This is a genomic window from Calothrix sp. NIES-2100 (genome assembly GCF_963875285.1).
In the GTDB taxonomy this organism is placed as follows: Bacteria; Cyanobacteriota; Cyanobacteriia; order Cyanobacteriales; family Nostocaceae; genus Aulosira.
In genome coordinates, this window is the sequence record NZ_CAWNLA010000001.1 from 1,233,683 (window position 1) to 1,258,567 (window position 24,885).

Consider the following 24,885-nt stretch of genomic DNA (forward strand, 5'->3'; position numbering starts at 1 on the left):
TATAGTGAGGGTGGATTTTTACTTAGATTTTATTTCACCCCAGATTGTTCTTCACTACCACGACTTGGTTAAACCCATGTGGATTAAAGTCTCCAAAAGAATAGGTAGAGAAGAAAAAGTCGCCTGTCAAAGGGTCAATTGCTGCGCCTATGGGGCCGTCAATTCCAGTTAAAAAGTCTTGGCGAGTTGTGCTAATCGGATCGCCATTCTCATCAATGCTGTAGATGGCGACTTTATCAGCATCTTGCTCTGTCATTAAGATGCGATCGCCTTTGGCGTTGGCGGAGCGATCGCTCTTAAATTCTGGCATGAAAGCAGATACGTAAACAAAGGCATCAGTACCGCCACTGAGTGCAACTGATTTACTTGCAGGTGCTATATTCCAAGTACCTGTGCCATCAGCAGTCACCGTTGTGTCGTAAAAATTACTAGTGTCGTAGGAAGTAATTTTTAACCGCCCAGCACCAGGAAAGCCTTGAGGTACAAAAGTCAACCCACCAGATGAAGCCGCAAAACCAAGGGAAGTTAAATCGATTTGCTTATCAGGGCTAGAACTACCAGGTTTGATTTGCCCGACGGTGTTATCATTCCATGTTGTATAAAACAAGACATTTTCAGGGCCAAAGTCCAAGCCTGCATCAATCAATCCGCCATTTAACCCAGGTGCGTCAGCCAGCAAGGTGGCTGTGCCAGTGAATCCGATAATGTGATTATTGGCATCTCTTTTGAGTGCGATCGCAAATATTTGGCTGTTTTCTCCTTGGGGTGTAGAACCAATAAACAAGGTATTTGGATCATCTGCTTTGAAAGCCAATCCCACATAAGGAGTTGGTAGTCCTGGTACTTCCCCAAGACTAGTTACAGTGTAAGCAGTATTAAAAGGAGCAGCCAAAGAGATAAATTGGCTAACTTGTTGCGCGTAATCGATTAATTGTTTTCCTAATTCTGTATTCCGCCACTCTTTTTTTGAGTTAATCAATGCGTCTATCGGAGATGTTTTCCCCGTAGCTCCCTTGATTTGAAAGATGATATCGTTGTAATCCCAGTCGGAACCTTGATCGGCGAGTACATCTTCTACGCCAAAAGTTGCACCTTTTGCAGTTCCCTGTCCTAGTTGGGAAAAATGAACAGATTTGTCGGAATTAGCAGTAGATAGGGAAAAGATTGCACTTTTTTGCTGATTAGGAGAATCGACAAGTTCTCGGATTTTTCCATCAGGTAATAGCAGGAAAGCAAACTGCTCTCCAGGAGTTAAAGCAAAGCTTTTTTCGCCTAAGAAGCCACCATCATTTTTCTCACCTTCCCCTAAGTTACCGCTAAATTTAGCTCCCTCAGTTGGATCGGAAATAGCGAGATAACCAGCATCAGAATTGCTCAGAATCCGACGAGCAGATTCTTGAATAAATTCAACCGAACCAAGTTGTAAATTTTCCATCCCCTTCAAACTGAAGAGGCCGAGTTCTCCATGATAACTGCCACCATCACCTAAAAACTCAATACTGACTTGTCCATCAAGTCCGACAGCAAATAAACCAGGATCTAAAAAAGACATCGTTTAAAAATGTTGAGCCTTACTCTCAAAAACATTTCAAATTTGAATCATGCAAAATTCAACTAAAATTTCAGTTATCGATTCACAGTATTGTGTAATCTGGCAACAAAAATTTTAGTCAAACATGAATACAGCCAGATTTAGTTGATAAATCTGCTGGCAACTAAGAATTGATATTTCAATTTAGCAAAAAAAATGCTGAATAATGTTTAGGATATTTACGCAAATATTTCTAATTTTATGATGATTATTGAGAATAATCTCGGTATTCACATAGATAGATAAACAGAGAAAAATTTGTCCAAAAATACACAACGTTTCCTGGATAAAAATACAACGCTTACTGGATAAATTAAGTTGCCCAACTGGAAATAATTAAATTGCTATCTGCTGTATGCGGAAAGTTGTGTTTATTTAAAAAAACCAAATATTAATATTAGGTGTTGAGCTAGTATTTGATTTTTGAAATTACTGGTGAAAATCGATATGCTAAGATACCCGACTTCTTCAAGAAGTCGGGTATCTTATTTTTCAGGAATTATTGAGAATTGCTATATAAAAATTAAAATTACTATTTACAGATTTGCCAAAAGACCGAAAATACCATGTCCTGTAAAAACTTCTAATGCAATCAGAGAAACAAAACCAATCATTGCTAAACGGCCATTGAGCAGTTCTGCATAAGTTGTAAAGCCAGTGCGATCGCCTTGTTCATCTACATACACCTTTGGCTCGATCGCAAAGTTGTTCATTAAACCTTGGTCGTCAACGATGGAAGCATTTGTACGCATGAGATTTTCCCGCTTTGAATCACTATGTAACAAAGTGTAACGTAAATATTAATTTTTGTAAACTAAATGAGTAAGTTGAAGATGAAGTCCAAGGCAGAGATATGATAGTGGATCGTTCTCATGGGAATGTCTAACGAACAGGCTGCACAACTTATTAGTAGGCACTCCCGGACACCAATCAAGTTCTATATCAGCTCATGCATCGATTCCGCGTAGAGGTTATTAGCAAAACACCCAATCCTCAGCAGGTGATTTATGCCGCCATGCATCAGGACTACACTGAGGGGTTCGTGTATGACGAAAGGGACTCATGGCCTTCTGAGTCACAAAGCGGCGAAATTATTGTCAAACGACTTTTAGCCGGTGAAAGGGGACATTATGGGCCTTTAGAGCATCCCCAGATAATTTTTAACTGCGGCTACTTTCCCCACAGTGTCATGCAACAGGCGCGTACACACAGGGTAGCTGTATCATTTGATGTACAATCTCTGAGGTATACGGGTAACCAGTTCATTGATGTAGTAGACGGAAAGAAAGATATTGAAGATGTTTTCTACCTGCGTCCTGTTGGTTATTACACTGATAGACAAGGTAAAAAGTACTATTATTCACCAGAGCAAAGAGCAGCAGATTTAAATTGGTGTCTAGAAGCAGCCAAGCGATACAAAGCAGACTTTGAAGGTGGTATGTCTGAGGAACATGCAAGAGGTAAAATGCCTTTTGATTATCGCCAGCATTTTGTAGTGAGTTTCAATTTAAGGTCTTTCTTGCATTTTTGTGACCTAAGAAACAAGAAAGACGCTCAACTGGAAATTCAAAAGTTATGTGAAATGATGTGGCCCCATTTTGCCGATTGGGTGCCGGCGATCGCACAATGGTATGAAAAGTCTCGTTTGGGAAGAGCAAGGCTATCACCTTGAAAATCAGGTAATTGTATGATGATAAACGAACTCTAGAGCCGAAATCAGGGTTTAGACTATATGGATATTCAAAAAGTTCTAAGCGATCGCCGAATTATTTGCTCCGATCCAGATATCATGAGTGGAAGTCCTGTGTTTGTGGGAACAAGAGTGCCATTGCAGACTTTTTTCGACTATTTGGAAGGTGAAGAAGGGTTAGCCGAATTTTTGGCAGATTTTCCACATTTGCAAACTCAGGTTTTACAAGTATTGGAGATAATTGCAAAAGCAATGCTGAATCAGGAGCAAATTACTTGTGCTAATTCTGCTTGACGAAAATCTCCTGAGCAAAAAGTTGAAGAAGCCGTTTGTTGATGCAGGACATTCAGTGCAGAATGTGGAAGACATGGGCTGGCGTGGTGTCAAAGATAGAGAACTTTTGGCTTTAGCAGATAATCATCCTTTTGATGTGTTTGTTACCTCAGATAAGAATTTGCCATATCAGCAAAATTTTCGGGATATTCAACTGCGAGTTGTGGTTTTGAGTACAACCAGTACACGCCCAGATTATTTGCTGCCATTGATAATTAAAATTAGTGGAATGGTGTCATCTTTGGCATCTTGTTCTGTCACCTTAATCAACGATGCAGGTGAAGTAACACCATTCAATATGTAGTTAAAAAAAATCAACAAAAGAGTGGAATAACTTATTGAAAGTATCCTAATTTTTGGAAAATATCGCTCACCTTGTCTTATTTTATCATTTAAAATTAAGAACGATTTTGTAATTCTTCCCAGGGGAGCAGTAAGCTATTTTCAATTTCGATACGGAAAGCGTCGCTGACAGTCCCCTGAATATTTATCAGATCAAGGAGAAATTTATTGGCATCATAATAGCGTTGGAGTTTTTGTTTTTGTTCGTCGCTGAATTGGCAATTAGGACATATATTAAGATGTTGATTTATTACCTGATCAACTTCATTCTTTAACTGCTGAATATCACTACTCCTGACCCAACGCTGTAAATCTGGGTCTTTTACCGACAAGTTGGGTAATAATTCTGTGATCTGTGCCAATCTATTTCCTAGTTCTGGGTCAAGAAAACAGGCGAAAGATTGGAAGCGTTTGAGGCCTTTGCGACAGTCTTTTATGCGTTTGCGGGCGCGATCAAAGGATTTATTTATGTCAATGAGACCGTCGAATTCTTTTTCAAAGTCGAAGTCGCAGTTGAAATTACGGGAAAGGTCGCAGGAGATAGAAAATTCAATGGCGTGGGTTAGATTAAACATAGGAAGGGTAAAATAAAAGGCTCTAATAGCTATAGGTTTATAGTCTGCTTGGATAGCTTCTTGGATAACTTGGGATTGTTTAAATACCCAGGTCAAGTATTTCTGTAAATTTGTGTTATCCTCAAGTTCATCCATATCATTCTCATCAACCTTAATTGAATTATCGATCGCCTGTTTGATCAGCCGTACAAACCGATCAGCAGGTTTTTGTGATTTTACTAATCGCTGAACAGCATTCTGCCATACATTATTTGCAACCTTTTCAGCTAATTCTTTAGAAGTAAGTGTGGTCAGCCACTCGATGGTGAAGTATTCCTGCAACGTTAAATGAGAAAATGTCCACCACTGTTTTGCCCGTTCAATAAGCAAGCCATGCTGGGCTTCCATCGCTTTCAGCACTCCCTTTGCTTCGTTGTTTGTCAGTTGAATTTTTTTGTCTTTCTTGAAAAAATCTATTATTTGATTTATAATTTCGTCTTCTTCAAACGTAATAAAATTATCTGGATTCACAAATTTGTGTGCTGCAAGGTGAATCAGCAAAAGCTCTTTTTCCTTATTACTTAATTGCCGATACTTTTCAGTCCCCCTTTCCCAGCCAATAATATTCTTGACCTCATTCAATTCTGTCAATAGTAAATAAATTCCCCGCCTATATATGTGATTGATATCTTTAGATTCTAATGCCAACTTATTATCCAATGATGAACTATTTTCTAAGATTAAACATATCAAATTCAACAGCACCGGAGTGAATGCTAATTCATTTAGTGCTTTATCTTGGAAAAAAATCTTATTAAATATTTGCCACTTTTGTTCTGCTTTATCATCAGTCTGCATTGTAAACCAGTTCTTGACGAAGTGCTCGACTTGTTCCGTGTTGAAGTCTGCCACTTGCACCCAGGTAAAATCACTAGTTAAGACCGTCTCAAGGTCAATTTGGATACGACAGGTCAGAATAAAATGATTGTTTTCATATTCTTGTGCAAGATCGGAGATTTGTCTTTGCACGCTACGCCTTAATTTATCCGTCGGCACCTCGTCAAGTCCGTCCATCAGCAGTAGCAGTTTGCCCTGTTGTAAAAGACTTTCTAACGGTAGAGATTTCAATTCATGTTCTAATTCTTGAAGCTTTTTTAAACTTTGTTCATTCTTTAAGTTTTTCTTATCATTAGAATATTCAGATACCGACTTGGAAAGTTCGTCTTTTATCTTTTTCTTTTGTGCTTTTAATTCTTGTATTTTATTCCAATTTCCTTCCAATTCCAGTTCCTTCTCTATCGCATGTATTAAACTCCATTCCTCACCCTGAATATTACGAAATTCAATCACTACAGCAATCGAGTCAGACTGAAATATTCCATTTGACCAACACTGTGCTAAATGCTTGAGAAAAGTCGTTTTGCCCGAGCCAGGTTTACCGCTAATCAGCAGTTTATTGTATTTTTTTGCAACATCAAACCCTGAACAGCGCTCATCTGGATTACTCTGCTTAGAAATACCGTCTACTATATTAATATATTTTCCCCTCTCAGACGGTAATACCTCCTTTGTTTGCGAAGGTTTATTCAGTAACAGAACATCCACATACAGATGCTCAACTTTAATCGTATCTTTATTAAACAATCGAATGGTGCTGTGTTGTTTGTTAATTGTTTGTTTACAGCGTTCTTGAATTGGCTTAAATATATTATCTTCAGCTTGTAAATCATTTGGCTGTTGATTGTTTTGATAATTTTTATTAGTTCCTGGCTGACTCTTCTGTTTTGACCAGGATTGATACCTGTCACGCAGAGTATCTCGTAATATGGTTTTTTTAACAGGACCTGAATTAGAGATGTTGAATTTTTTGTACACACCTGTCAGACGAGTGCTTACAGTTGAATCTGTTATAAGAAGATGGTTGCTAATTTCTTTGTTCTCTGGCGTGTCATTGTTTTCTAGAACTGCGCCACTGAAACATTTAATAACTTCAATTTCGCCCTCGGTGAATTTATATTCTTCCTTCAGGTCAGTTAGAAAGTCTAGAGAAAAATGAATGTCATGGTTGGGTGAAGGCGAGGAATTCATTTTGTGCTCGGTTCAAGGCAAGGAAATTACAACAATTATATTATCTGTTAATCAGGGCAAGTCAGATAAGTCAGGATAAGTCAGGATAAGTCAGGAGCAGTTCACCAAACTTTCAATGAAAAGTTGATACTTAATGTCAGGATAAACAGTCTTAAGGTTATTGAGTGAGACCTAAGAAAAACACAAGATAAAAAATGAAGAAAACACTACTGGCACTAGCAACTAGCATTACGCTCTCTGCGGCTGGTACCAGTTTTTACCTCACTACTCTTCCCAACCCTACGGATGCTCAAATGCAACTGAGCACTGCCTGTAACACGATCTCAGTGGCAGGGGCTAGCGCCATCTTCACCCTTGTGAAGGATGATGATAATGATGATGATAGTAATGTTACTGGTACACCACCACACTAATTTTGACCAGTCGCTGTGTTCAGAATCCCGATTATAGACGACTGACAAATACAGGGTAATACCGCTCAAAGGGCACAACAATGTTGTGCCCCTACCCATCTGTCGCATTCTTTTTTTAAATTGGTATAACTTGCCAATCAGTATTGCTGATTCTGCTACCAAAGCCAATATTCTTCTCTGTCTGAAACGATAAAAGAGTATTAAACTTTTGCCAATGTTACCATCTCAGATTGATCCTGATATTTCCCTTGACGGGCTTCGTAACTAATCGCGCAGGGTTCGCCTTCTAAAAACAGCAATTGCACCACGCCTTCATTGGCGTAGATGCGACAATCAGCACTGGAAGAATTAGAAAATTCCAAAGTCAGATGGCCGCGCCAAGCTGCCTCAGCAGGTGTTAGATTTGCGATTATCCCACAATTATGCACAAAAACCCCTGCTTCTAAGGCAAAATTACCTGCTTCCGGTACTGTTAAACAATAAACATCGTGAATACCAGGTACTTCTTTTATAGATATAACTTTGTGGTTTTTGACAGAATGACTTTGTGATAAACCTCTAAACGATTGTATAACGTCTGGAAATCTTCTAAATACAGAGCGATCACAATTAAGTAATCGAGCCGCACCACGAATAGAACCTGTTTGATCTAGCGCTGAACGGACAACATCAGCAGTAATTTCATGGCGAGTCTTGGAAGCATCCGCCAGTTGTTTCATCAGTTGGGATTGCTGATAACGTCTTGTACCGTCATCTTTTGCCCAAGCTTGTTTACTAAGTTCTCCTGTTAAAGCTCTAGCTGTGGGATTTTTGTAATACTCAATCATCGCATCACGATGCGCTTTTCGAGTATCATCAGAGCAATTTCTTCTCCCTTCAATTACTCTTTGGCGGATTTCTTCATATTTGGAATCATGCCAGAAATTCAAAGCTTTTTCTTTTTGCTGTTGAGAAAACATTGTATTCCATTCAACATTTTGTCTGAGTCTGGCAAAAGCTTCTCTAATAGATTCCCCATGTTCATCAGGATCAAACTCATCACCATAGTTTTCTTGATTGTGTAATCGAATGTGCGCCGAGGCATCCATTCTCACAATATTCCAGGGATTATTATTTAAACGATTAAAGTCAACATGATGACGGTGAGTGTTAGGAGTATTCTCGTAAATTCCGTAATATAAATTCCACTCATCACTCAATCGATGAGTCGGATAAAGATGACCGTTAAGCGGTTGATATACCATCTCATAACCACGAGCAACCTGACGGTAAAGAGGCATTAAAGAATCTTGTGGTTTGAGAGTATGAGCTTCAACCATTCGACCATCTCTAGTCATAAAAAGATGATCTGGTGTACAAAATATTGATTCGTTATTATCTAAAGTCACTTCCAATAAAGAATCTCGACCAATATATCTGGGATTTTCTAGTAGAGTGACTATTATTCTTCCATGTTGACCAATACTATAGCCCCAAAATTTTTCTCCATTTTCAGAGCGTTCAGCCATTTCTTCTAGCGTTGGGGATGTGCCATTAACTAGGGCTACACGAGTATCACCTCTAAAGCACCTTGCATACGTGCTTTTACCTATACAAATTACTGTGATATTATTTGGAACCTCTAGTTTTTCTAGGGCTACACCCAAACCATAAGAATGGGCAGGCAAGATAAAGTAACTACCATTGACATCCGTATGTAAGGGCGTTGATTCTAGATTTTGAGGATTAAAGTTTTTGGGATCAATGACAGTTCCGGGAATGTGGCGAAAAATGCGGAATTCAGCAGCAGAAAGGCGAATATCGTAGCCATAGGAAGATAAACCATAGCTGATTACCGGACGAACCGCTACATCTGGCTCTTTTTGCACTTTTCGGATTAAACTTGACTCAAAGGGAGAAATCATGCCCTTTTGAGCCATTTCCGTAATCCAGATATCGTTTTTAATCACAAGTTCACAGCTAATTCAAATCGACTTACTAGGATATCGTGAAGTGGTACATTCTTTACGGGCTATGACTGCGCCGGATCTCGGTAATTTGATCTGCTACATCCAAAAGAGATTTAGGCATATCTGGCCCTGTCAGGATGATATCGATATGGGGAGGGCGTTTTGTTAAGAATGCTAAAACTTCGGCTTCTGGGATTAAACCAAAGTTGATCGCTAAACTTAATTCATCTAAGACAACGAGAGAATACTTACCCGCAAATACTACCTTTTGTGTATGTTGCCACAGTGTTTGTAAAGCTTCATTTTCGGTATCGTCTAGCTGTGGTGTATCGATACAGCGAGGTAAATCGCAACGAATCCAATCTAAATTTTGTCCCATTTGAATTGGTCGTTCATGTCCTTGACGAATGCCACCTTTGAGAAATTGTACTACTAACACTGATGTACCTTGACCAGCAATTCTCAGTGCTTGAGCCATAACATTGGTAAAAAAGTTACGGTGTGAGCTAGTGAAAACTTGTACTAGCCCGGCCACAGGGGATGGGAAATTAGGGGGTGAATTTACACTTGAGGTATCTAGCTGGACTACCATAAAACAAAGTTTAAAAGATTACAAATTATCAAAGAGATTTTGCGCAGATGAGCGATCGCCAATTAACCTGTATAACCAATCTGATTTTCACAAATGTATTGTATTGGGCAAGTTGCATTGTTAGTCAAGCACTAGGTTTGTGTTGAACTGAATGATGAAGTCGGAAATTAGCTCAGCTAATAGGGGGAAGGCTTTAGTATAGAAAAATTTTGGTGGTTTCGTCCACGGCATTATGTACCACAATTTTTTCATCCTACATCTTTTACACTTGGTGATTTATTTAGTCAAGAGTTAATGATATTGTCATTTATCACTCGTAAATGCAAGTAGCTATAAAAATAAAAACATATAACTAGCAGTTCAAATTTATCAAAAAACTGGGTGCAATGTCTGAAAATTAGCAGATGTTAGATTTACCATTTGTTTGGGCACAACAGAGTAGGTAAGTAATAAATTTGACATGATGAGGAGTAAATTGTTGTGAAATTGGTGATTCTGGGTGGTTCAGGATCGGGGAAAAGCACTCAAGCACAAAAGCTTTGTAGACATTTTGATATTCCTAAGATTTCTAGCGGTGAAATTTTACGAGAAGCGATGTCTGTTGAGGAGCCACTATCCTTAAGAGAAAATGCTCCACATCTGTGCCTGAACAATCACATAAGTGATTTGGGACGCTATGCGCAGCCATACGTAGAAAAAGGTGAGCTAGTCCCCGATGAAATGATGATTGAGTTGATTCGGATGCAGCTGACACAGATGGAGTTGCAATCTGGTTGGCTGTTGGAAGGTTATCCGCGTACAGCTTTCCAAGCAGAAGAATTAGATTTTTTATTGGAATATTTAGGACAAAAGTTAGACTGGGCAATTTATTTACAAGTACCACAAGCTATTATGGTTAATCGCTGTTTAGGACGTTCATTACCCGATGAGCAACCCGAAATTGTACAACGCCGGATAGAGTTATTCTACGATCGCACTATCCCCATACTGGAATATTACGACCGTCGCCGCCGACTTTTGACGATCAATGGCGATCAATCACCAGAAATGGTACACCACCATATTCTCAATCTGTTGGCAGTTCATTAAAAAAATCTGCAATTTTTCTTAGCAGTTTCAGGACTTAAGTTTGGCGCTGACTATACCAGAGAGCGTCTAGAGAAGCTGTGGCATTAAGGTAACCTTAAGGCAGTATTCTCTATGAAAATTCTGAGGCAACTCCAATGGCTTGGCAGCGTCCAGACGGTAGGTACCCTTACCAACTCCGTCCCATCAGCTTTGACAGTGGCTTTACCCGTTTTGCGCCTGGTTCTGTGCTGACAAAGTGCGGCGATACTCAGGTACTTTGTACTGTCAGCGTTACTGAAGGAGTACCCAAATTTCTCGCAGGAACCGGCAAGGGTTGGTTAACTGCCGAATATCGTATGCTTCCCAGTGCCACGCAACAACGGCACGAAAGGGAATTAATGAAATTATCAGGACGGACGCAAGAAATTCAACGGTTGATTGGACGCAGCTTACGTGCAGCATTGGATTTTGAAGCCTTAGGAGAACGCACGCTAACTGTAGATGCTGATGTATTGCAAGCAGATGCAGGAACTAGAACAACGGCAATTACAGGCTCCTTTGTCGCGTTAGCTAATGCCATTTCCCGATTATTGCAGCAAGGGAAACTAGAGCGATCGCCCTTGTGCGGACAAATAGCTGCTGTCTCCGTCGGTTTATTGGAAAAAGAGCCATTTTTAGACCTCAACTATATCGAAGACGTAGCCGCGACAGTAGATTTTAACGTCGTGATGAATCAACACCTGGAGATGATTGAAGTTCAGGGAACAGGAGAAGAAGGTAGCTTTAGCCGTAGTCAGTTAAATCAGTTGTTAGATTTCGCTGAACAAGGAATTCAGGAATTATTAATCGCCCAACGAGAAGCGATTACCGACTGGGATGAGATTTTTGTAGGGGCGGGTGAGGGACCATTGGTGTCAACTTAAGTTAAAAGGCTTATCCCACAGGCATTTTACCCCACCCCTCAATCCCCTCCCCGTAAACGGGGAGGGGAGGTTTTGCGTCAGCAAAGCCGGGGTGGGGTGACGCGGATCATGATGTTAAGTGAGAGAATTCGCTCATCACGTCTTGGTAAGGGTTTCACGTTAAGTTGACACGTATGGTGAGGGACTAGAGGCTAGGGGTTAGGGGCTAGGGGATGAGGGAGTGTGGGGAGTGTGGGGAGTTTTCTTCCCAATGCCCCATGCCCAATGCCCAATGATCTTAAAAGTTTCAAAAGTTAAAACGGAAGACTGTAATAAGTTCGGTATTGTATTCCTGGAAGCAGGCAAAGTGATGATAAAGTCATGAACAAAACGGTCGAAGTTCTACCGGATCAGTCGGCTCTAGTTAAACGGGCGCTAGACTTGATCCTGTCTAAGATAGATACTGCTATTAAACAGCGGGGGCGGTTTACTATCGCCTTATCTGGGGGTAGTACACCTAAGCCGTTGTACGAGGCGATCGCTAATCAAAAGCTGCCTTGGGATAAAATTCATGTATTCTGGGGCGATGAACGTTATGTTCCACCAGATCATCCTGATAGCAATGAACTAATGGCGCGTCGTGCTTGGCTAGACAGGGTTGATATTCCAGATGCCAACATTCACCCCATCCCGACTTTGGAACCCGATCCCGCTGTTGCAGCGGTTAAGTACGAAAGCCATCTGTACAACTTTTTTAATTCTGCATCCGGAGACTTTCCGGCTTTGGATGTAGTTTTGCTAGGAATGGGTGATGATGCGCACACAGCATCTTTGTTTCCCCACACAGAAGCGTTAAAAGTACGCGATCGCTTAATTACTGTGGGCAATAAAGACAGCAGCATCCGCATCACTTTTACCTACCCATTCATTAACTCGGCGCGTAGTGTAATTTTTGTAGTTGCAGGTGCTAATAAACGCCCAGCTTTAGCTCAAATATTTGCACCCGTAGCCGATGAATTCACTTACCCATCGCGCTTGATTCAACCCCAAGGAGAACTTTGGTGGTTACTAGATGCGGCGGCGGGTGCGGAACTCCAAGGTTAAGTTCCCTAAACTGGATCTTGATTCATCAGGATCGTCCTTTGTCATTAGTCATTAGTCATTTGTGTTTACAAAGGACAAAGGACAAATGATTAATGACGATTTTCATGAAAAAATGTCTAATTGTGATGCGTATTAACTCATCAGGTGTAATTGTTAGAATTGAAAGCTAGAGTCGCTTCTCTGCTTGCCAGTCCCATTTTACGATGAGCTCGAACAAAGGCTGAAATTCATGATCGTCTGCCCTAATTGCAATCACCCTAATCCAGACGGCGCTGTCCAGTGTGAAGCATGTTATACGCCGTTACCAGCGACTAACAACTGTCCCAACTGTGGGGCAACTGTGCAGGCAGATGCCGCTTTCTGTGGTCAGTGTGGCTATAACTTACGTGCCAATGCCGCCGCAGCACCTCCAACAGCGGTAGCAGTAACTATCGCCCCTGACTTTCCTTTAGAAGTACCGCCATTGGTTACTCCCGATCCAATTGTAGAACTGGTACAACCAGACCCGATCGCTGTTCCCAATCCTGTTGCTGCTTCACCCTTACCACCGACAGCGGTGGCCGTTCCTCCAGAAGTAACACCAGTAGCGCCGCCGCCACAGGTAGTAGAAATCAGCCCAGAACCACAACCTGTCGTTTCTGAACAAGGTTTTGCGGCTCCAATAGCCGAACCAGAACCAGTTGCCGCAGAACCCGAACCGGAACCAGTTGTCTCATTTGCACCCGAACCGGAACCAGAACCAGTTGCCGCAGAACCCGAACCGGAACCAGTTGCCTCATTTGCACCCGAACCGGAACCAGTTGCCTCATTTGCACCCGAACCGGAACCAGTTGCCTCATTTACACCACCTGTTGTCAGTCCTGCCAAAACCCAATTACAGCAGATAACCGCACAGCTATTCCATGTCCAAAGTGACAGCAATATTGAATTGCCACAAACCCTGTCTGTAATTCATATCGGCAAGCCTAATGACCGCATTCCCCCAGATGTGGATGTTTCCGGATTTTCCAATTCGGAAATTGTCTCGCGGATTCATGCAGATATTCGCGTTGAGGGAGATGCTTATTATATAGAAGATGTTGGTAGTTCTAATGGCACCTACATCAACAATTTACCCCTATTACCTGGTAATAGACACCGCCTCAGACCAGGCGATCGCATCAGTTTGGGTAAGGGTGATTTGGTAACATTCCTCTTCCAACTCGCTTAATGTAATTCTCTAGTCAGGACTTGATTCCTGACCGAATTTTAGATTTTAAATTTTGGATTTTGGATTTTGAATCTTCAATCCAAAATCCAAAATTTTAAAAGGTCTCAATCCCACGCCAGTTTGCTCAAGTCGGGAAACCCGCCCACGCAACTGGGAATAAATCTAAAATCTAAAATTTATTAATAGGTTCCCCTGACTTGATTGCTGGGGTCAATCTAAAATTTAAAATCTAAAATCCAAAATTGTTTGACTACGAACATTGTTAACAACTGAAACCTCTCAAGTCAATTAAGGATTAATCCTTGCGTTTCAGTAAAAATACAGCCAAGATAATCCCTAAAATCGATAATCCAATGGTGACATAAAAAAACGGTAAATAGTTACCAAAAATATCGCGGATATTACCAACGATTAAGGTTCCTAATAACGCACCCATTCCAAAGGCAGTAAAGACTATACCGTAATTTTTGGCATAATCTTGACTACGAAAGAGAATTAAAGTAGATGTCGGCCCAATTGCCAACCAACCGCCAAGGGCGAGATAAATCAAACTAAAAGCTATGATGTAGGTAGCGATCGCACCCTTAGTTGCGGTGAGCATCATAATCGAGGCAGCGATCGCTAATACATAGGCAATAATTGCGGCATTTTTTGGCTTATACTTATCGGCAATCCAACCAAATAAAGGTCTTCCTAAACCATTAAACACCGCAAATAATGACACCGCATTGGCTGCTGCATTTTTGTCTAAACCAATAATTTCTGTACCCACTGGACTTGCAATTCCGATTGCGGCTAACCCCCCAAAAGTACCAATGGTAAAGCATAACCACAACCCGTAAAAGCTGAGGGACTTTAATAAAGGGATACTGCGATCGCTTTGTTTTTCGTTGAGTTTAATCGGCGGTTTCCAACCCGCAGGTTGCCATCCATGAGGTGGATATTTCATTACAGGGGCGATCGCTAATATAATTACAGTAAAGGCGATGCCGAAAATTATTAACGTCGGTTGCCAACCGCGATCGCCGTTAGCCGCAATTAAATTCTTCGCTAAAGGTGCAGTGACAAGCGGTGATAAACCAAAGCCAATTACCGTTGCGCCCACGGCTAAACCCTTTTTATCGGGAAACCATTTAGCATTGACAGCAAGTGGTACACCATAAACAATCCCTACACCCGCTCCCGCAATGATACCGTAGGTAATAGTTAGCAAAGGGATATTATTTACCAGACCCGAAGCGGTGTAACCAATCCCCATAACGATCGCCCCCACCGCAGTCACCAGGCGTGAGCCAAACTTTTCAATATAAAACCCTGTAATGGGCATTAAAATTGAAAATACGACCAATAAAATTGTAAAAGGTAGTAAACTTTCCGTTGCCCCTACCTGTAGAGATTTTTCGATAGTACTACGAAAGATACTCCAAGAATAGGCAGTTCCTAAACAGAGTAGGATCGTTACACCCAGGGGAATTAGTAACCATCGCCCTTTTTCGGCAGGTAAACCAAATAGTTTGACATCATCAACCAAAGAATTATCAAAATTTTTATTGGTACTCATTTTTTACAATGGTCGCAACTAACCTAAAATTTACCATTAGACATCCAGAAAATTAATAATCAAACAGCAGCGACCAGATAACCAACCTTAAATTAATCTTTACCCCCTTTCTGGAAGAACAGTGAGACTTAGCTCAGTTTTTTGTGCAAGCGGGAAACTGAATAAGTAGATTAGGATGGAAGAAAATACACTCAAGTAATTGAGGTAATTACGCTAAGGAATGTGACCAATGAGGGAACCAGGAAAGAATTGGGAAAACTTGCTTCCCCAAGAAGCACCAAAAGAAGTAGAACGCATGGGGCTAACTTGGCTAATTGCAGCTGCGATCGCCACTAGCTTGCTGTGGCAAATCCCTGGAGGCGATTATATTTTATACCCCTTTACTATCTTAGCTACTTGGTTTCATGAAATGGGTCACGGCTTGATGGCGTTAATGTTGGGCGGACAGTTTCAGAAATTAGAGATTTTTGGCAATGGTTCCGGTGTCGCAACTTATCGCATCGCTTCATCATTAGGGCCAATCGGCCCAGCGTTGGTTGCCGCCGCAGGGCCAATGGGGCCACCTATTGCCGGCGCAGCTTTGATTCTCGCTTCCCGCAGTTTTAAAGCCGCTTCCCTGAGTTTGAAAATTTTGGGCGGCTTTTTGTTACTTTCCACATTAGTTTGGGTTCGTTCCTTATTTGGCTTTGTGGCGATTCCCTTGCTGGGTTTAATGATCTTGGCTATCGGATTAAAAGCACCGCGTTGGGTACAGGGTTTTGGCATTCAATTTTTGGGTGTACAAGCTTGTATAAGTACATACCACCAACTGAATTACTTATTTAGCTATCGGGCTGGTTACTTGGGACTTTCCGACACAGCACAAGTAGAAAAGTATCTGTTTTTACCTTATTGGTTTTGGGGTGGATTAATGGCGATCGCATCTTTGGTAATTTTAGTTCGTAGTCTTCAAGTTGCCTATCGTCATTAATGATTAACCGACAATAAACTATTAACCAAAGATGGTGGCTAAATCATGAATTCGTTAAAAGAAAAGATAATCAAGAAACTAGAACGCCTCCCAGAAAATGCACAACAGCAAGTTCTAGATTTTGTTGAGTTTCTAGAGTCGCGAAAGGTGACTAATCAAGAATTGAGGGAATTGCAACAGGAAGAAATAGAAGAAGGTTGTCCTGTTGAGTATGTTGGGGGAGTCTTAGTAGTACAAGCTTCCGGATTAAATAACTGGGAAACATTTGTGCATAATTTAAGAGAAGAACGAATCAATAAATTTACATCCTGGTGAAAATATTATTTGATACCTCTGTACTTGTGGCGGCGATAGTTGCAGATCATCCTAGTTACCCTGAGGCTTTACCTTGGTTGCAACGTGTTCAAGCAGAGGCGATAGAAGGATTTGTCTCAACTCATACTCTTGCTGAACTTTATGCCATACTTACTCGCCTTCCTCGTAGTCCGCGAATTAACCCAGCATTAGCACAGCGGTTACTTGAGGAAAATCTTAACAAGTTTTATAAAGTTGTTCTCACGCCTGAGGATTATCAAGCGACGATAGCCAGGATGGTAAGTTTAAACCTTCCTGGGGGAGGTATTTACGATGCTTTGATTGCTCAGAGTGCGATAAAAGCAAATGTGGATATTTTACTGACTCTTAATGCTAATGATTTTACTCGACTGGGCGAGGATGTCGCACAGTTGGTGCAACTGCCAATGAAATTGCAGCCTTAACAGGGCTTTTATGAACATTCTGCTTCAGTTCTAACCACTGAAATATGCTAGCTGTTTTCATGTTTAATTCTGCCGTGACTTATGGCTGATTAGTTAAGCATAGCGCGACCCAAAGCAATGATACATAAGTTTTGGGTATCACTTTTTCCAACCCAACCTCATGGCTAAACCTAGAAATATTTTATGCTAAATTTAATAGCTTTAATTTTCACTTTGCTGTAGTTAAATTAAAAGTGTTTCATGATATTTTCAATTCTTATAAAGATGAGAGAAGTTATGACATACAAAGAGCAGGAATATCACTTGATTGGCGACTATCTAGCCCAATTACCATCCGATAAACTCATATCTCAAGCCAAAACAGACGAGCAGCGAATTGAGTGGTTAAGGATAAAGTTGGATTATGCATTCTTTTCAGTTTTTTGGAAAACAAGTCAATCTACTCTACAAAATCCCTTAGAGTATGTTGCTGATAATAAGTTAATTGATCCTTATTACTGTGAACACTACAGACGAAGAGTGAAATACCTGATGGGTTTGTGGGAACTTATAGAAGTTGCTGAATCAATATTTCGAGAAAAATATTTAAAAGTAAACTTGAACTTTAATTACCCTTTTAAATCACCTTTGACCATGTTATTTGCATTTTTGCAAGAAGAAGCTGAGGATGAGTTCTTACCGTGTCTACAAAATCACTATGAGAAATCACTGCCAAAAATGAGCGAAATGATTAAGCTAGGTAAAAAAGCTCATTTTATAGAAAATGAAGATGGAACACCAAAGTTAGTTTTAGATGACCAACGCAATTTACAAGAAAAAAACAAATATAAATCTTTGGAAAGAAATTATTTTATTAAAGAAAGACGTTGGTATTTTCTCTTTATTACCTTCTGTCGCATAGAGGCAAAGTCAAATAACCGGATTAAAAAAAATTTTGATAAGTTTATGACAGCATTTTATGAATTTCAGAATCATATAGCTACCTCAACTCGTAAGAGAAAATCAGCTACGTGGCAAAAAAGTTATTCTTATGCTTGGAAAAAGGGTAAAAAAGTTCCTGCTGGCAAGGGAGGTACTTATAGTGCTTAATATTTCTTCACATCTTTGACACATTTTATTGAACCACTAGGAACAGCTTCTAGTATGAGAACTGTAAATTTAGTGGGTTTTCAACCTATGAATAAAGATAATGAAACTGGTTGTTTTCAGTATTCATCCTTGTTATTCCAAAACTTGGATTACAACTTTGCCAATCAAAAAATAGTGAATAAGCTAGAAAAACACCAAGGAATGATTGTCTCTTCTAATCCAACTGATGCCCCAGCACCAATGCCACCCGCAGCTTCAATACCTATATTTATGTATGGAGGAATTGCAGTAGCTGTAATTATTTCAATGACTTACTTTTCCCAGATTCAGTTGAAGTTAATTACTGAACTGATCAAAACACTAAACAAAAAGAAAAGGTAATTTACTAGCTCTACTAATGTCATAATTAAGCAGTAAGCTTCTAAGGCTTACTGCTTAATTTTTATTATTGTTAACCCGCTAAACTAAGCCCCGACAGCTTCCTTCGCAGCATAAAGTACTTCAGAGTTGATATCTTTAATGCCGCGATCGCGGGCAAATTTCTCGGTGTTGCGCTTGACTTTACCGCGCACAAATCCGGGAATTTTGTTCAATTCGGCTAAACCATCTTTTGTCCAATTCAAATCAGATTCGGCGGAAATTCCTTTGGTAATTACTTCTTTAGTATCGTGTCCACCAAAGATTTCTAAAAGATGATCTTCCATTCCTAAAGTAAAGGAATTGTAGATCAAATCTGTAATCTGATTTGTACCTTCGTAACCCAAGAATGGTTTGTAACCAATGGGGAAGTTTTGCACATGGATGGGTGCAGCTATGACGCCGCAAGGAATATCCAAGCGCTTACCTACGTGGCGTTCCATTTGTGTACCGAAGATAGCAGAAGGTTCGACGCGGGCGATCGCATCCCCAATTTCCCCATGATCGTCGGTAATTAATACTTCATCGCAATACTCGCTTACCTGTTCGCGGAACCAGTCTGCATCATATTTGCAGTAAGTTCCCGCCCAAACAACGTGAATCCCCATTTCCCGTGACAAAATCTTGGTAAGTGCAGCAGCGTGGGTGTTGTCACCAAATACGACAGCTTTTTTCCCGGTCAAGTTTTGACAGTCAATGGAACGGGAGAACCAAGCAGCTTGAGATACATACAACGTTTGTTCGTTGATGAAGTCTTCGTATTCTACATCAGCGCCTTGAGCGTTAATTACCTGCTGAATTTTCCGGATGCATCTAGCAGTTTCTACAACACCCATTGGCGTAATATCTACGTAGGGAATGCCAAATTGTTCTTCTAGGTAACGAGCTGTTGTTAAACCGAGTTCGCGGTAAGGTACTAAGTTAAACCAAGCTTGGGGCATCTTCTTCAATTCGTTCACAGAAGCGCCTTCAGGAATCACGGTGTTCACCTCAATTCCCAAATCACCCATCAGCTTTTTCAGTTCGGTGGAATCGTGCTGGTTGTGGAAACCCAGGGTAGAAATACCGATGATGTTAACTGAGGGTTTTGCAGTTTTGCCTTCTGGTAGTTCGCCTTTTTTGCGGGCTTTCTCAATGTAAAATTGGACGATTTGATTGAGAGTGCGATCGGCGGCTTGCAGTTCGTTGTAGCGGTAGTGGTTGACATCCGCTAGAATAACGTCCCCTTTGGTTTCCAGTTGTGCCCGTTCAACAAAGTTGTGCAAGTCTTCTTGCAAGATACTGGAAGTGCAAGTGGGAGTTAAGACAATTAGATCTGGGCTTTCCTCGGCATCTTTGCGGGTGATGTTGTCTACCACCTTCTCCTGAGAACCGCGTGCTAAAACGTTGCGATCTACAACACTGGTTGTTACAGGAGTAAAGTTCCTTTCCCGCGATAGCATGGAACGCATGACGTTAAAGTAGTCATCGCCAAGTGGGGCGTGCATGATGGCATGGACATTCTTAAAAGAACTGGCGATTCGCAGCGTACCTATGTGCGCTGGCCCTGCATACATCCAGTAAGCCAATTTCATTACTGTTTCTCCCTTTTAAACTGAAATAACACAGAGTGCGTTAACAGATGGACTTATGATTGCTTGTTTTCTCATCGTTGTCTGATTGTCTCAAAACTTGAGCCTCTTATAAAATGGGGAAATTATTAAGTTTCACCTCAGGTGCGATCGCTCAAACCTTTTTACCATCTGGGATCTAGCGCTGAATTTAAACAACATTGATGTTGTTTAAGTGACATAAATCTTTATCTTTCTTGCCAGGAAGACTTCATAGGGAACGAAGTGAAGTCTGGGGGTGTGTGGGACTACGGCAGGTACTTGCGTTTTTACTGCTTTGAAAAACTTACCTAAACTTAATCAAACTAGTTAATTAAACCTCGTCAATTTTGAAACCTGGAGTAGTGCGGGACTCAAAGCCCGCTACTACAAGCTCTCTTGCAGATGCTCCCACTACTTTTAAAACTATGGTTCTCAAAATAGATGTGGTTTAAGTTAGCGTTTTCTTCCTGCTTCTACCAAGTAGATTGAGAGTGAATACCACACAAGGGAAATGATTATTAGTAAATAATGTGGTTTTAACTACGCTCTGACGTTGAATGAGTAAGATAAACTTGCTGAATGTATGTCATCCAACTACTGACTTTCATTTAGTAACAAAAAAGGATCAGCAATGAGCCAAGAAGTAGCCAAAGTAGTGTTATGGGAAGAAAATCAAAAAGATTTTCTCAAAAAGTTTCATGATTTACAATTTCTTCCCAGAATGGGAGAGGAAGTTTACCTCAAAAAGGAGAAATGGAAAGTAACAAGAATTGAACATGATGTAGAAGTTAATGAAATTAATGTCTACATGGAATTAATCAAAAAAGTCAGGCACGAGAAGTCCTCTAATTCATAAATTTGTCGGGTAGTTCACTCAGGTAAATTAATCGCCGGATTACGGCTAAAGAAACCTCTAGGAGCAAGTTTAAACCCTACTCGATGCGTTGGCATCACAGGCCAATCTTCTGGACGGGGAATATGCGTAACGCCCATTGTGTACCAAAGTACGATATCTTCACCAGTCAATGGTTCATCATTGGCAATATATTGAGGTAAACCTTGGCCAGGTTGAGTTTGGTTAGGATAATCTCCACCAGCATAGAGTTCATCTGGCTGATATTTTGTTACCCAGACATGGTGTGTCGCAAAGCCCGCTTTCTCACGAATCTTCGCACCTTCCACAGGGAAAAATATCGTATTACCTCCTGGCATTAGCATATATGCTGGTGGAATTCCTAAAGTATTTTTACGATTGGCGTTAACAATCATCCATTCGCGGCTGTGTTTCATATCCAAATCGCGGACAGCAGCAGTTTCTGTGGTTAATGGAGTATCTGTAACTGCGATCGCATTTCCGAGAGTATTTTTATTATCCATCGGTAAGGCTTGTACATTCATTTCCATGACAGAATTAGCCTGACCATCTACATCCATATCTAGGCGGTAGTTGAAAAAGTGTTGATGATTCACCCCGAAGATATTCTTGGCTATTAACCGACCATATAAATTATCATCAGATTGTTTTTCGGCCGCTGTCCCCTGTGCTAAAACAATTCCTGTTAAATCGTTCTGAACTTCTAAACTGCCATCTTGGTGAAAAATCCAATTCAGGCTGTAATCATAATTATCAACCGCCCCCGTCATTGTCATTACTAGTTCTCGATTGCGACGGACATAATTTTTCTGGGTGTTGTATTCGTAATGCTTCCATAGCATCCCATTATCTCGTTCGTAAATGCCAATCACCCTTGGCATTTCGTAAGGTTCTCCCTGTTCATTAGCCATTACAGCATTTAACAACAAGCCATTTTCGGGAATATCTTTACCTAACTCCATTGAGGTAGCAAGGGAACCAAAATTATATTCGCCAACATCAAAGGCATTTCTAAAAGCCCAGGTAAAGTTAGGATAACCATAAGGTACTACCATTTCCGATAGGCTAGCACGGTATAAAACTGGTCGAATTTTTTCCCCGTCGTCATAAGTTACTTGGTAAAGAACTAACCCACTACGGGGATGCATGAGATAACGGAAATTCCAACCTTGCCAAGTAATTGTATTACCTTTAATTCGGAAACTAGTACCTTGAGGTTGGAGAATCTTTAATAATTTGGGGGGTGAAAGTAATTTACCCAAAGATTGCAGATCATAGTTCCAATTCTGTTTGGAGAAAGGTACTACCCCGTTGTCTACAAAGCTGTCGATTTTACCTGTGTTTAAATCAACTGTAGCCAGCACACCTTCAATCGGACTGGCAAAATAGTTCCAATTCTTGCCTTTGTAGTAAGATAAGGCGCGACAAAGACGCTTACCTTTAGCAGTTTCATTTTCAGTTAAAATACCTGGTGCCCAGCAATTAATTTTAACTTGATCAAAATCTGTAATTCCCCGTTTTTGCATAGCTGCTTGCCATTGGGGGTCAGATTGTACAACCTTCTGTGCTAGACCATATTCTGGGTTAATCAGTGCAGGTTCGACTTTAGGTATTGGTTTCCAAGAACTTAAAGTTTGGGTTTTGAGGTCAACAACAGCTTCATAGGTTTGATTTTTCTCTCTCTCATACACTACCAAGAAAGCTTGGCGACTAAATGTCTTACCAGGTGTAAAATTAAGAACTTCTTTTTTATCTGGTTCTTGCAAAGTTATTAAGGGGAAGACAGACTTTTCCGTGAGATTTTCATTTTTCTTCACCACTGCAACCGCAGTTTTAATTTCTGCTGATGTTAACGCAGTAAGAGGATGGGAAATAGAATATTTCTGTTCAGATAAAATTCCCCTTATATCTGAAATACCATAAATCAAAATAATCAATACAATGATTAAACCAAAAAAATGTCGCCTCTTAATCATCTTTTACATATTTACAGCAAGATTATACTTATCTATTTCTTAGATTATTCGACAAAACAGAATAGCTTTATGAATTTTTAATGTTTTTCATTAGTACTATCATCCGGCGGCTATTGCCACAATTCGCAGGCGTTATACTTATCTGTACGGCGTTTGAGAATCACATATCAAGATAAAATATTTGTGAAGTATACATATTTCATATCCAGAAAGGGGATATCGTGCCAAAACTGGAAAATTGTATGTTAAATACTTAATAAAGTCGTTCAAAGTGTTGTCAGGGACATATTACAGCCTCTGAAATGTTTAAAATTTATTTTCTCTTGTAAGAGATAAGTAATGTGTGCATATGATGTTTAAGATTGCCAAAAAAACTATTTATGAAGAATCTACAATTGGGCAATAGCCGGAAAAGTTTATTCTAGGGCACCCAACTCCAGATTATTCAAGCACCAGTTATGAGCAAGTTATTCTGGATACTGATTTAGATTCATCATCAAAAAATTGAATGCAGCGGTGGCTATCACCTAGGCACAGTGGCGGATGGTGGGATGAATATTTTCTACTCCTTAATTGAAGAGGTGAAACAATGAATATCTCGGGAATAATTAATGATGATTTATTGATCGGAACAGCATCTAGTGACATCATTGATGGACTTGCTGGCGGAGATCGCCGAGAAAGTTAAGATGACGATGACATTCTCAATAGAGGTAATAGTGACGATAGAAACAGTAAAAATCTTTGAGATAGTCTTGGCAATATTCGCTATGCACAAATTGCTGCGTTATTTGGTGGCGCTGGTAATAACACCCTCAATGATGGTGCTGGTTATGACAGAGGCACTGTAAACTATACTAATAGTGAAGAGAAATTAGTTGCAGCACAAATTGCCGTGTTCTACAAATCGAACTGACGGTTTATAGGATCAACAAAAGTCGCCTCCAGGCGAGGCTCTAACCCAAATTTTTCGGTAGCGATCACTCCTTCTTTGATATCAAGACTGCTATCAACAACTTTCTCTGCCGGACTGACAAAATCGTCCTCGATAAAACCACCTTTACCGCTTTGACAAGTGCGTCAGGAAATTCCTGCCCCTCTTTGCGTCACAGAGGGGTTGGCGAGAAGTTCATCGAACTCACGTTGTCTTATTAGTTAATTGGGGCAGTAGCGATCCAATAATATTTTTGTAGTGGGGACTTTAGCCTTTAAGAACAGGACTAAAGTCCTCACAACAAACTTGTTCAGTATGTCCATTTAAATGGACATAATATTACCCTTAGTAATTAGGCAGAAACCAAACGGCGTAAAGATTCAGCACGGCGTTTAGCAGTAGAATTATTTGGTGCAAATTTGAGGGCTTCTTCGTAAGTTTGTAGCGCCTGTGTGGTTAATTTTTTCCGCTCATAAGCATGAGCAAGATTATTGAGCGCTGTCACATAGTCAGGTTTGATTTTTAGGGCTTCTTTGTACTGACGAATTGCTAAATCATATTGCTCTTGGGCAAAGTAAACATAACCTAGCCCATTGTAAATAGGAGCAGTATTTTCTTCACCCTCTTCTGTCGCCGCTTTGAGAGCTTGTTGAAACAGGGTAATTGCTTGGGAATAGATTTTCTTTTGCGAATAAATACTGCCTAACTCGTAATATTCTTGAGTTGTACCCTTGTCTTTACTCAACTTATTTTTTAATCGGGACAAGGAATTTTCAATCCGACGGGTTTTGAAAATTTGACTAAAAATAGTCACAACTGCAAAGGCGAGTATGGCTACGAAAACCGAGAGATAAACAACCGCTAGACTGTTATCCATT

23 protein-coding genes are annotated in these 24,885 nt (G+C 40.4%); 14 read left to right on the top strand and 9 right to left on the bottom strand.

Annotated features, from left to right (window positions below; genetic code table 11):
* Nucleotides 1-34: 34 nt before the first annotated feature.
* Complete coding sequence (locus AACU32_RS05045; RefSeq protein ID WP_096598420.1) at nucleotides 35-1,552, bottom strand: DUF4114 domain-containing protein; 1,518 nt, start codon at nucleotides 1,550-1,552, stop codon at nucleotides 35-37.
* 575 nt (nucleotides 1,553-2,127) lie between these two features.
* Nucleotides 2,128-2,343 (bottom strand): chlorophyll a/b-binding protein, encoded by a 216-nt coding sequence (locus AACU32_RS05050; RefSeq protein WP_096598422.1) that lies wholly within the window; start codon nucleotides 2,341-2,343, stop codon nucleotides 2,128-2,130.
* 197 nt (nucleotides 2,344-2,540) lie between these two features.
* Here AACU32_RS05050 and thyX point away from each other — a divergent pair, with 197 nt between their 5' ends.
* From thyX to AACU32_RS05065, 3 genes are read left to right on the top strand one after another with little or no spacing between them, the layout of a single operon-like run.
* Nucleotides 2,541-3,263 (top strand): FAD-dependent thymidylate synthase, encoded by a 723-nt coding sequence (gene thyX, locus AACU32_RS05055; protein ID WP_096598424.1) that lies wholly within the window; start codon nucleotides 2,541-2,543, stop codon nucleotides 3,261-3,263.
* A 60-nt stretch (nucleotides 3,264-3,323) separates the two neighbouring features.
* A complete protein-coding gene (locus tag AACU32_RS05060) occupies nucleotides 3,324-3,575 on the top strand; it encodes a DUF433 domain-containing protein (RefSeq protein ID WP_096598426.1) in 252 nt (83 codons plus the stop codon).
* Nucleotides 3,559-3,918, top strand: a complete 360-nt coding sequence (locus AACU32_RS05065; protein ID WP_096598428.1) for a DUF5615 family PIN-like protein — start codon at nucleotides 3,559-3,561, stop codon at nucleotides 3,916-3,918. Before AACU32_RS05060 ends, AACU32_RS05065 begins: the two co-directional genes overlap by 17 nt.
* Nucleotides 3,919-4,012: 94 nt before the next feature.
* Here AACU32_RS05065 and AACU32_RS05070 read toward each other — a convergent pair whose 3' ends face one another.
* Entirely contained in the window at nucleotides 4,013-6,598 is a 2,586-nt protein-coding gene (locus AACU32_RS05070) for an NACHT C-terminal helical domain 2-containing protein (RefSeq protein ID WP_096598430.1), read from the bottom strand.
* Between the two features lie 194 nt (nucleotides 6,599-6,792).
* Here AACU32_RS05070 and AACU32_RS05075 point away from each other — a divergent pair, with 194 nt between their 5' ends.
* Nucleotides 6,793-7,011, top strand: coding sequence for a hypothetical protein (locus tag AACU32_RS05075; RefSeq protein ID WP_096598432.1), 219 nt, complete (start codon nucleotides 6,793-6,795; stop codon nucleotides 7,009-7,011).
* A 200-nt stretch (nucleotides 7,012-7,211) separates the two neighbouring features.
* Here the strand turns inward: AACU32_RS05075 and AACU32_RS05085 are convergent, their stop codons facing one another.
* Nucleotides 7,212-8,930: a dCTP deaminase domain-containing protein gene (locus tag AACU32_RS05085; RefSeq protein WP_445223214.1), complete on the bottom strand. Its 1,719-nt coding sequence runs from the start codon at nucleotides 8,928-8,930 to the stop codon at nucleotides 7,212-7,214.
* Nucleotides 8,931-9,015: 85 nt separating this feature from the next.
* Nucleotides 9,016-9,552, bottom strand: a complete 537-nt coding sequence (locus AACU32_RS05095) for a P-loop NTPase family protein (protein ID WP_096598436.1) — start codon at nucleotides 9,550-9,552, stop codon at nucleotides 9,016-9,018.
* A gap of 480 nt (nucleotides 9,553-10,032) precedes the next feature.
* Here AACU32_RS05095 and AACU32_RS05100 point away from each other — a divergent pair, with 480 nt between their 5' ends.
* From AACU32_RS05100 to AACU32_RS05115, 4 genes are all read left to right on the top strand, one after another.
* Nucleotides 10,033-10,641, top strand: a complete 609-nt coding sequence (locus AACU32_RS05100; protein ID WP_096598438.1) for an adenylate kinase family protein — start codon at nucleotides 10,033-10,035, stop codon at nucleotides 10,639-10,641.
* Nucleotides 10,642-10,775: 134 nt separating this feature from the next.
* Nucleotides 10,776-11,543 (top strand): ribonuclease PH, encoded by a 768-nt coding sequence (rph, locus tag AACU32_RS05105; protein WP_096598453.1) that lies wholly within the window; start codon nucleotides 10,776-10,778, stop codon nucleotides 11,541-11,543.
* 360 nt (nucleotides 11,544-11,903) lie between these two features.
* The gene (pgl, locus tag AACU32_RS05110; RefSeq protein ID WP_096598455.1) at nucleotides 11,904-12,626 is read left to right on the top strand and encodes a 6-phosphogluconolactonase; all 723 of its coding nucleotides are present in this window, start codon (nucleotides 11,904-11,906) and stop codon (nucleotides 12,624-12,626) included.
* A 229-nt stretch (nucleotides 12,627-12,855) separates the two neighbouring features.
* Nucleotides 12,856-13,836, top strand: coding sequence for an FHA domain-containing protein (locus AACU32_RS05115; protein ID WP_096598457.1), 981 nt, complete (start codon nucleotides 12,856-12,858; stop codon nucleotides 13,834-13,836).
* A gap of 295 nt (nucleotides 13,837-14,131) precedes the next feature.
* Here AACU32_RS05115 and AACU32_RS05120 read toward each other — a convergent pair whose 3' ends face one another.
* Nucleotides 14,132-15,397, bottom strand: a complete 1,266-nt coding sequence (locus tag AACU32_RS05120) for an L-lactate MFS transporter (protein WP_096598459.1) — start codon at nucleotides 15,395-15,397, stop codon at nucleotides 14,132-14,134.
* 229 nt (nucleotides 15,398-15,626) lie between these two features.
* On the opposite strand from AACU32_RS05120, the gene AACU32_RS05125 reads away from it, so the two are divergent.
* The 5 genes from AACU32_RS05125 (at nucleotide 15,627) to AACU32_RS05145 (ending at nucleotide 18,595) form a co-directional block, all read left to right on the top strand.
* Complete coding sequence (locus AACU32_RS05125; protein ID WP_096598461.1) at nucleotides 15,627-16,367, top strand: M50 family metallopeptidase; 741 nt, start codon at nucleotides 15,627-15,629, stop codon at nucleotides 16,365-16,367.
* A gap of 45 nt (nucleotides 16,368-16,412) precedes the next feature.
* Complete coding sequence (locus AACU32_RS05130; RefSeq protein WP_096598463.1) at nucleotides 16,413-16,682, top strand: DUF2281 domain-containing protein; 270 nt, start codon at nucleotides 16,413-16,415, stop codon at nucleotides 16,680-16,682.
* On the top strand, nucleotides 16,679-17,125 hold the full coding sequence (locus AACU32_RS05135; protein WP_096598465.1) for a type II toxin-antitoxin system VapC family toxin: 447 nt from the start codon (nucleotides 16,679-16,681) through the stop codon (nucleotides 17,123-17,125). Before AACU32_RS05130 ends, AACU32_RS05135 begins: the two co-directional genes overlap by 4 nt.
* A gap of 276 nt (nucleotides 17,126-17,401) precedes the next feature.
* Nucleotides 17,402-18,214, top strand: coding sequence for a hypothetical protein (locus AACU32_RS05140; RefSeq protein WP_339377522.1), 813 nt, complete (start codon nucleotides 17,402-17,404; stop codon nucleotides 18,212-18,214).
* An 87-nt stretch (nucleotides 18,215-18,301) separates the two neighbouring features.
* Nucleotides 18,302-18,595, top strand: coding sequence for a hypothetical protein (locus AACU32_RS05145; RefSeq protein ID WP_339377523.1), 294 nt, complete (start codon nucleotides 18,302-18,304; stop codon nucleotides 18,593-18,595).
* Between the two features lie 83 nt (nucleotides 18,596-18,678).
* On the opposite strand, the gene bchB is transcribed toward AACU32_RS05145, so the two are convergent.
* The gene (gene bchB / locus AACU32_RS05150) at nucleotides 18,679-20,205 is read right to left on the bottom strand and encodes a ferredoxin:protochlorophyllide reductase (ATP-dependent) subunit B (protein WP_096598471.1); all 1,527 of its coding nucleotides are present in this window, start codon (nucleotides 20,203-20,205) and stop codon (nucleotides 18,679-18,681) included.
* A gap of 649 nt (nucleotides 20,206-20,854) precedes the next feature.
* On the opposite strand from bchB, the gene AACU32_RS05155 reads away from it, so the two are divergent.
* Nucleotides 20,855-21,079: a hypothetical protein gene (locus AACU32_RS05155; RefSeq protein WP_096598473.1), complete on the top strand. Its 225-nt coding sequence runs from the start codon at nucleotides 20,855-20,857 to the stop codon at nucleotides 21,077-21,079.
* Nucleotides 21,080-21,093: 14 nt separating this feature from the next.
* On the opposite strand, the gene AACU32_RS05160 is transcribed toward AACU32_RS05155, so the two are convergent.
* Together AACU32_RS05160 and AACU32_RS05165 are read right to left on the bottom strand one after the other, a co-directional pair.
* Nucleotides 21,094-23,073 (bottom strand): primary-amine oxidase, encoded by a 1,980-nt coding sequence (locus AACU32_RS05160; protein ID WP_096598475.1) that lies wholly within the window; start codon nucleotides 23,071-23,073, stop codon nucleotides 21,094-21,096.
* A 1,286-nt stretch (nucleotides 23,074-24,359) separates the two neighbouring features.
* The gene (locus AACU32_RS05165; RefSeq protein ID WP_096598479.1) at nucleotides 24,360-24,884 is read right to left on the bottom strand and encodes a tetratricopeptide repeat protein; all 525 of its coding nucleotides are present in this window, start codon (nucleotides 24,882-24,884) and stop codon (nucleotides 24,360-24,362) included.
* Nucleotide 24,885 lies beyond the last annotated feature (1 nt).

What these genes read in the sequence shown, in the direction of transcription:
- thyX (WP_096598424.1), top strand. Translation starts at nt 2,541, where the DNA reads ATGCATCGATTCCGCGTAGAGGTTATTAGCAAAACACCCAATCCTCAG.
- rph (WP_096598453.1), top strand. Translation starts at nt 10,776, where the DNA reads ATGGCTTGGCAGCGTCCAGACGGTAGGTACCCTTACCAACTCCGTCCC.
- AACU32_RS05115 (WP_096598457.1), top strand. Translation starts at nt 12,856, where the DNA reads ATGATCGTCTGCCCTAATTGCAATCACCCTAATCCAGACGGCGCTGTC.
- AACU32_RS05070 (WP_096598430.1), bottom strand. Translation starts at nt 6,598, where the DNA reads ATGAATTCCTCGCCTTCACCCAACCATGACATTCATTTTTCTCTAGAC.
- AACU32_RS05075 (WP_096598432.1), top strand. Translation starts at nt 6,793, where the DNA reads ATGAAGAAAACACTACTGGCACTAGCAACTAGCATTACGCTCTCTGCG.
- AACU32_RS05045 (WP_096598420.1), bottom strand. Translation starts at nt 1,552, where the DNA reads ATGTCTTTTTTAGATCCTGGTTTATTTGCTGTCGGACTTGATGGACAA.
- AACU32_RS05085 (WP_445223214.1), bottom strand. Translation starts at nt 8,930, where the DNA reads ATGGCTCAAAAGGGCATGATTTCTCCCTTTGAGTCAAGTTTAATCCGA.
- AACU32_RS05160 (WP_096598475.1), bottom strand. Translation starts at nt 23,073, where the DNA reads ATGATTAAGAGGCGACATTTTTTTGGTTTAATCATTGTATTGATTATT.
- AACU32_RS05165 (WP_096598479.1), bottom strand. Translation starts at nt 24,884, where the DNA reads ATGGATAACAGTCTAGCGGTTGTTTATCTCTCGGTTTTCGTAGCCATA.
- AACU32_RS05155 (WP_096598473.1), top strand. Translation starts at nt 20,855, where the DNA reads ATGAGCCAAGAAGTAGCCAAAGTAGTGTTATGGGAAGAAAATCAAAAA.
- AACU32_RS05145 (WP_339377523.1), top strand. Translation starts at nt 18,302, where the DNA reads ATGAATAAAGATAATGAAACTGGTTGTTTTCAGTATTCATCCTTGTTA.
- bchB (WP_096598471.1), bottom strand. Translation starts at nt 20,205, where the DNA reads ATGAAATTGGCTTACTGGATGTATGCAGGGCCAGCGCACATAGGTACG.
- AACU32_RS05120 (WP_096598459.1), bottom strand. Translation starts at nt 15,397, where the DNA reads ATGAGTACCAATAAAAATTTTGATAATTCTTTGGTTGATGATGTCAAA.
- AACU32_RS05130 (WP_096598463.1), top strand. Translation starts at nt 16,413, where the DNA reads ATGAATTCGTTAAAAGAAAAGATAATCAAGAAACTAGAACGCCTCCCA.
- AACU32_RS05060 (WP_096598426.1), top strand. Translation starts at nt 3,324, where the DNA reads ATGGATATTCAAAAAGTTCTAAGCGATCGCCGAATTATTTGCTCCGAT.
- AACU32_RS05140 (WP_339377522.1), top strand. Translation starts at nt 17,402, where the DNA reads ATGACATACAAAGAGCAGGAATATCACTTGATTGGCGACTATCTAGCC.
- AACU32_RS05050 (WP_096598422.1), bottom strand. Translation starts at nt 2,343, where the DNA reads ATGCGTACAAATGCTTCCATCGTTGACGACCAAGGTTTAATGAACAAC.
- pgl (WP_096598455.1), top strand. Translation starts at nt 11,904, where the DNA reads ATGAACAAAACGGTCGAAGTTCTACCGGATCAGTCGGCTCTAGTTAAA.
- AACU32_RS05125 (WP_096598461.1), top strand. Translation starts at nt 15,627, where the DNA reads ATGAGGGAACCAGGAAAGAATTGGGAAAACTTGCTTCCCCAAGAAGCA.
- AACU32_RS05095 (WP_096598436.1), bottom strand. Translation starts at nt 9,552, where the DNA reads ATGGTAGTCCAGCTAGATACCTCAAGTGTAAATTCACCCCCTAATTTC.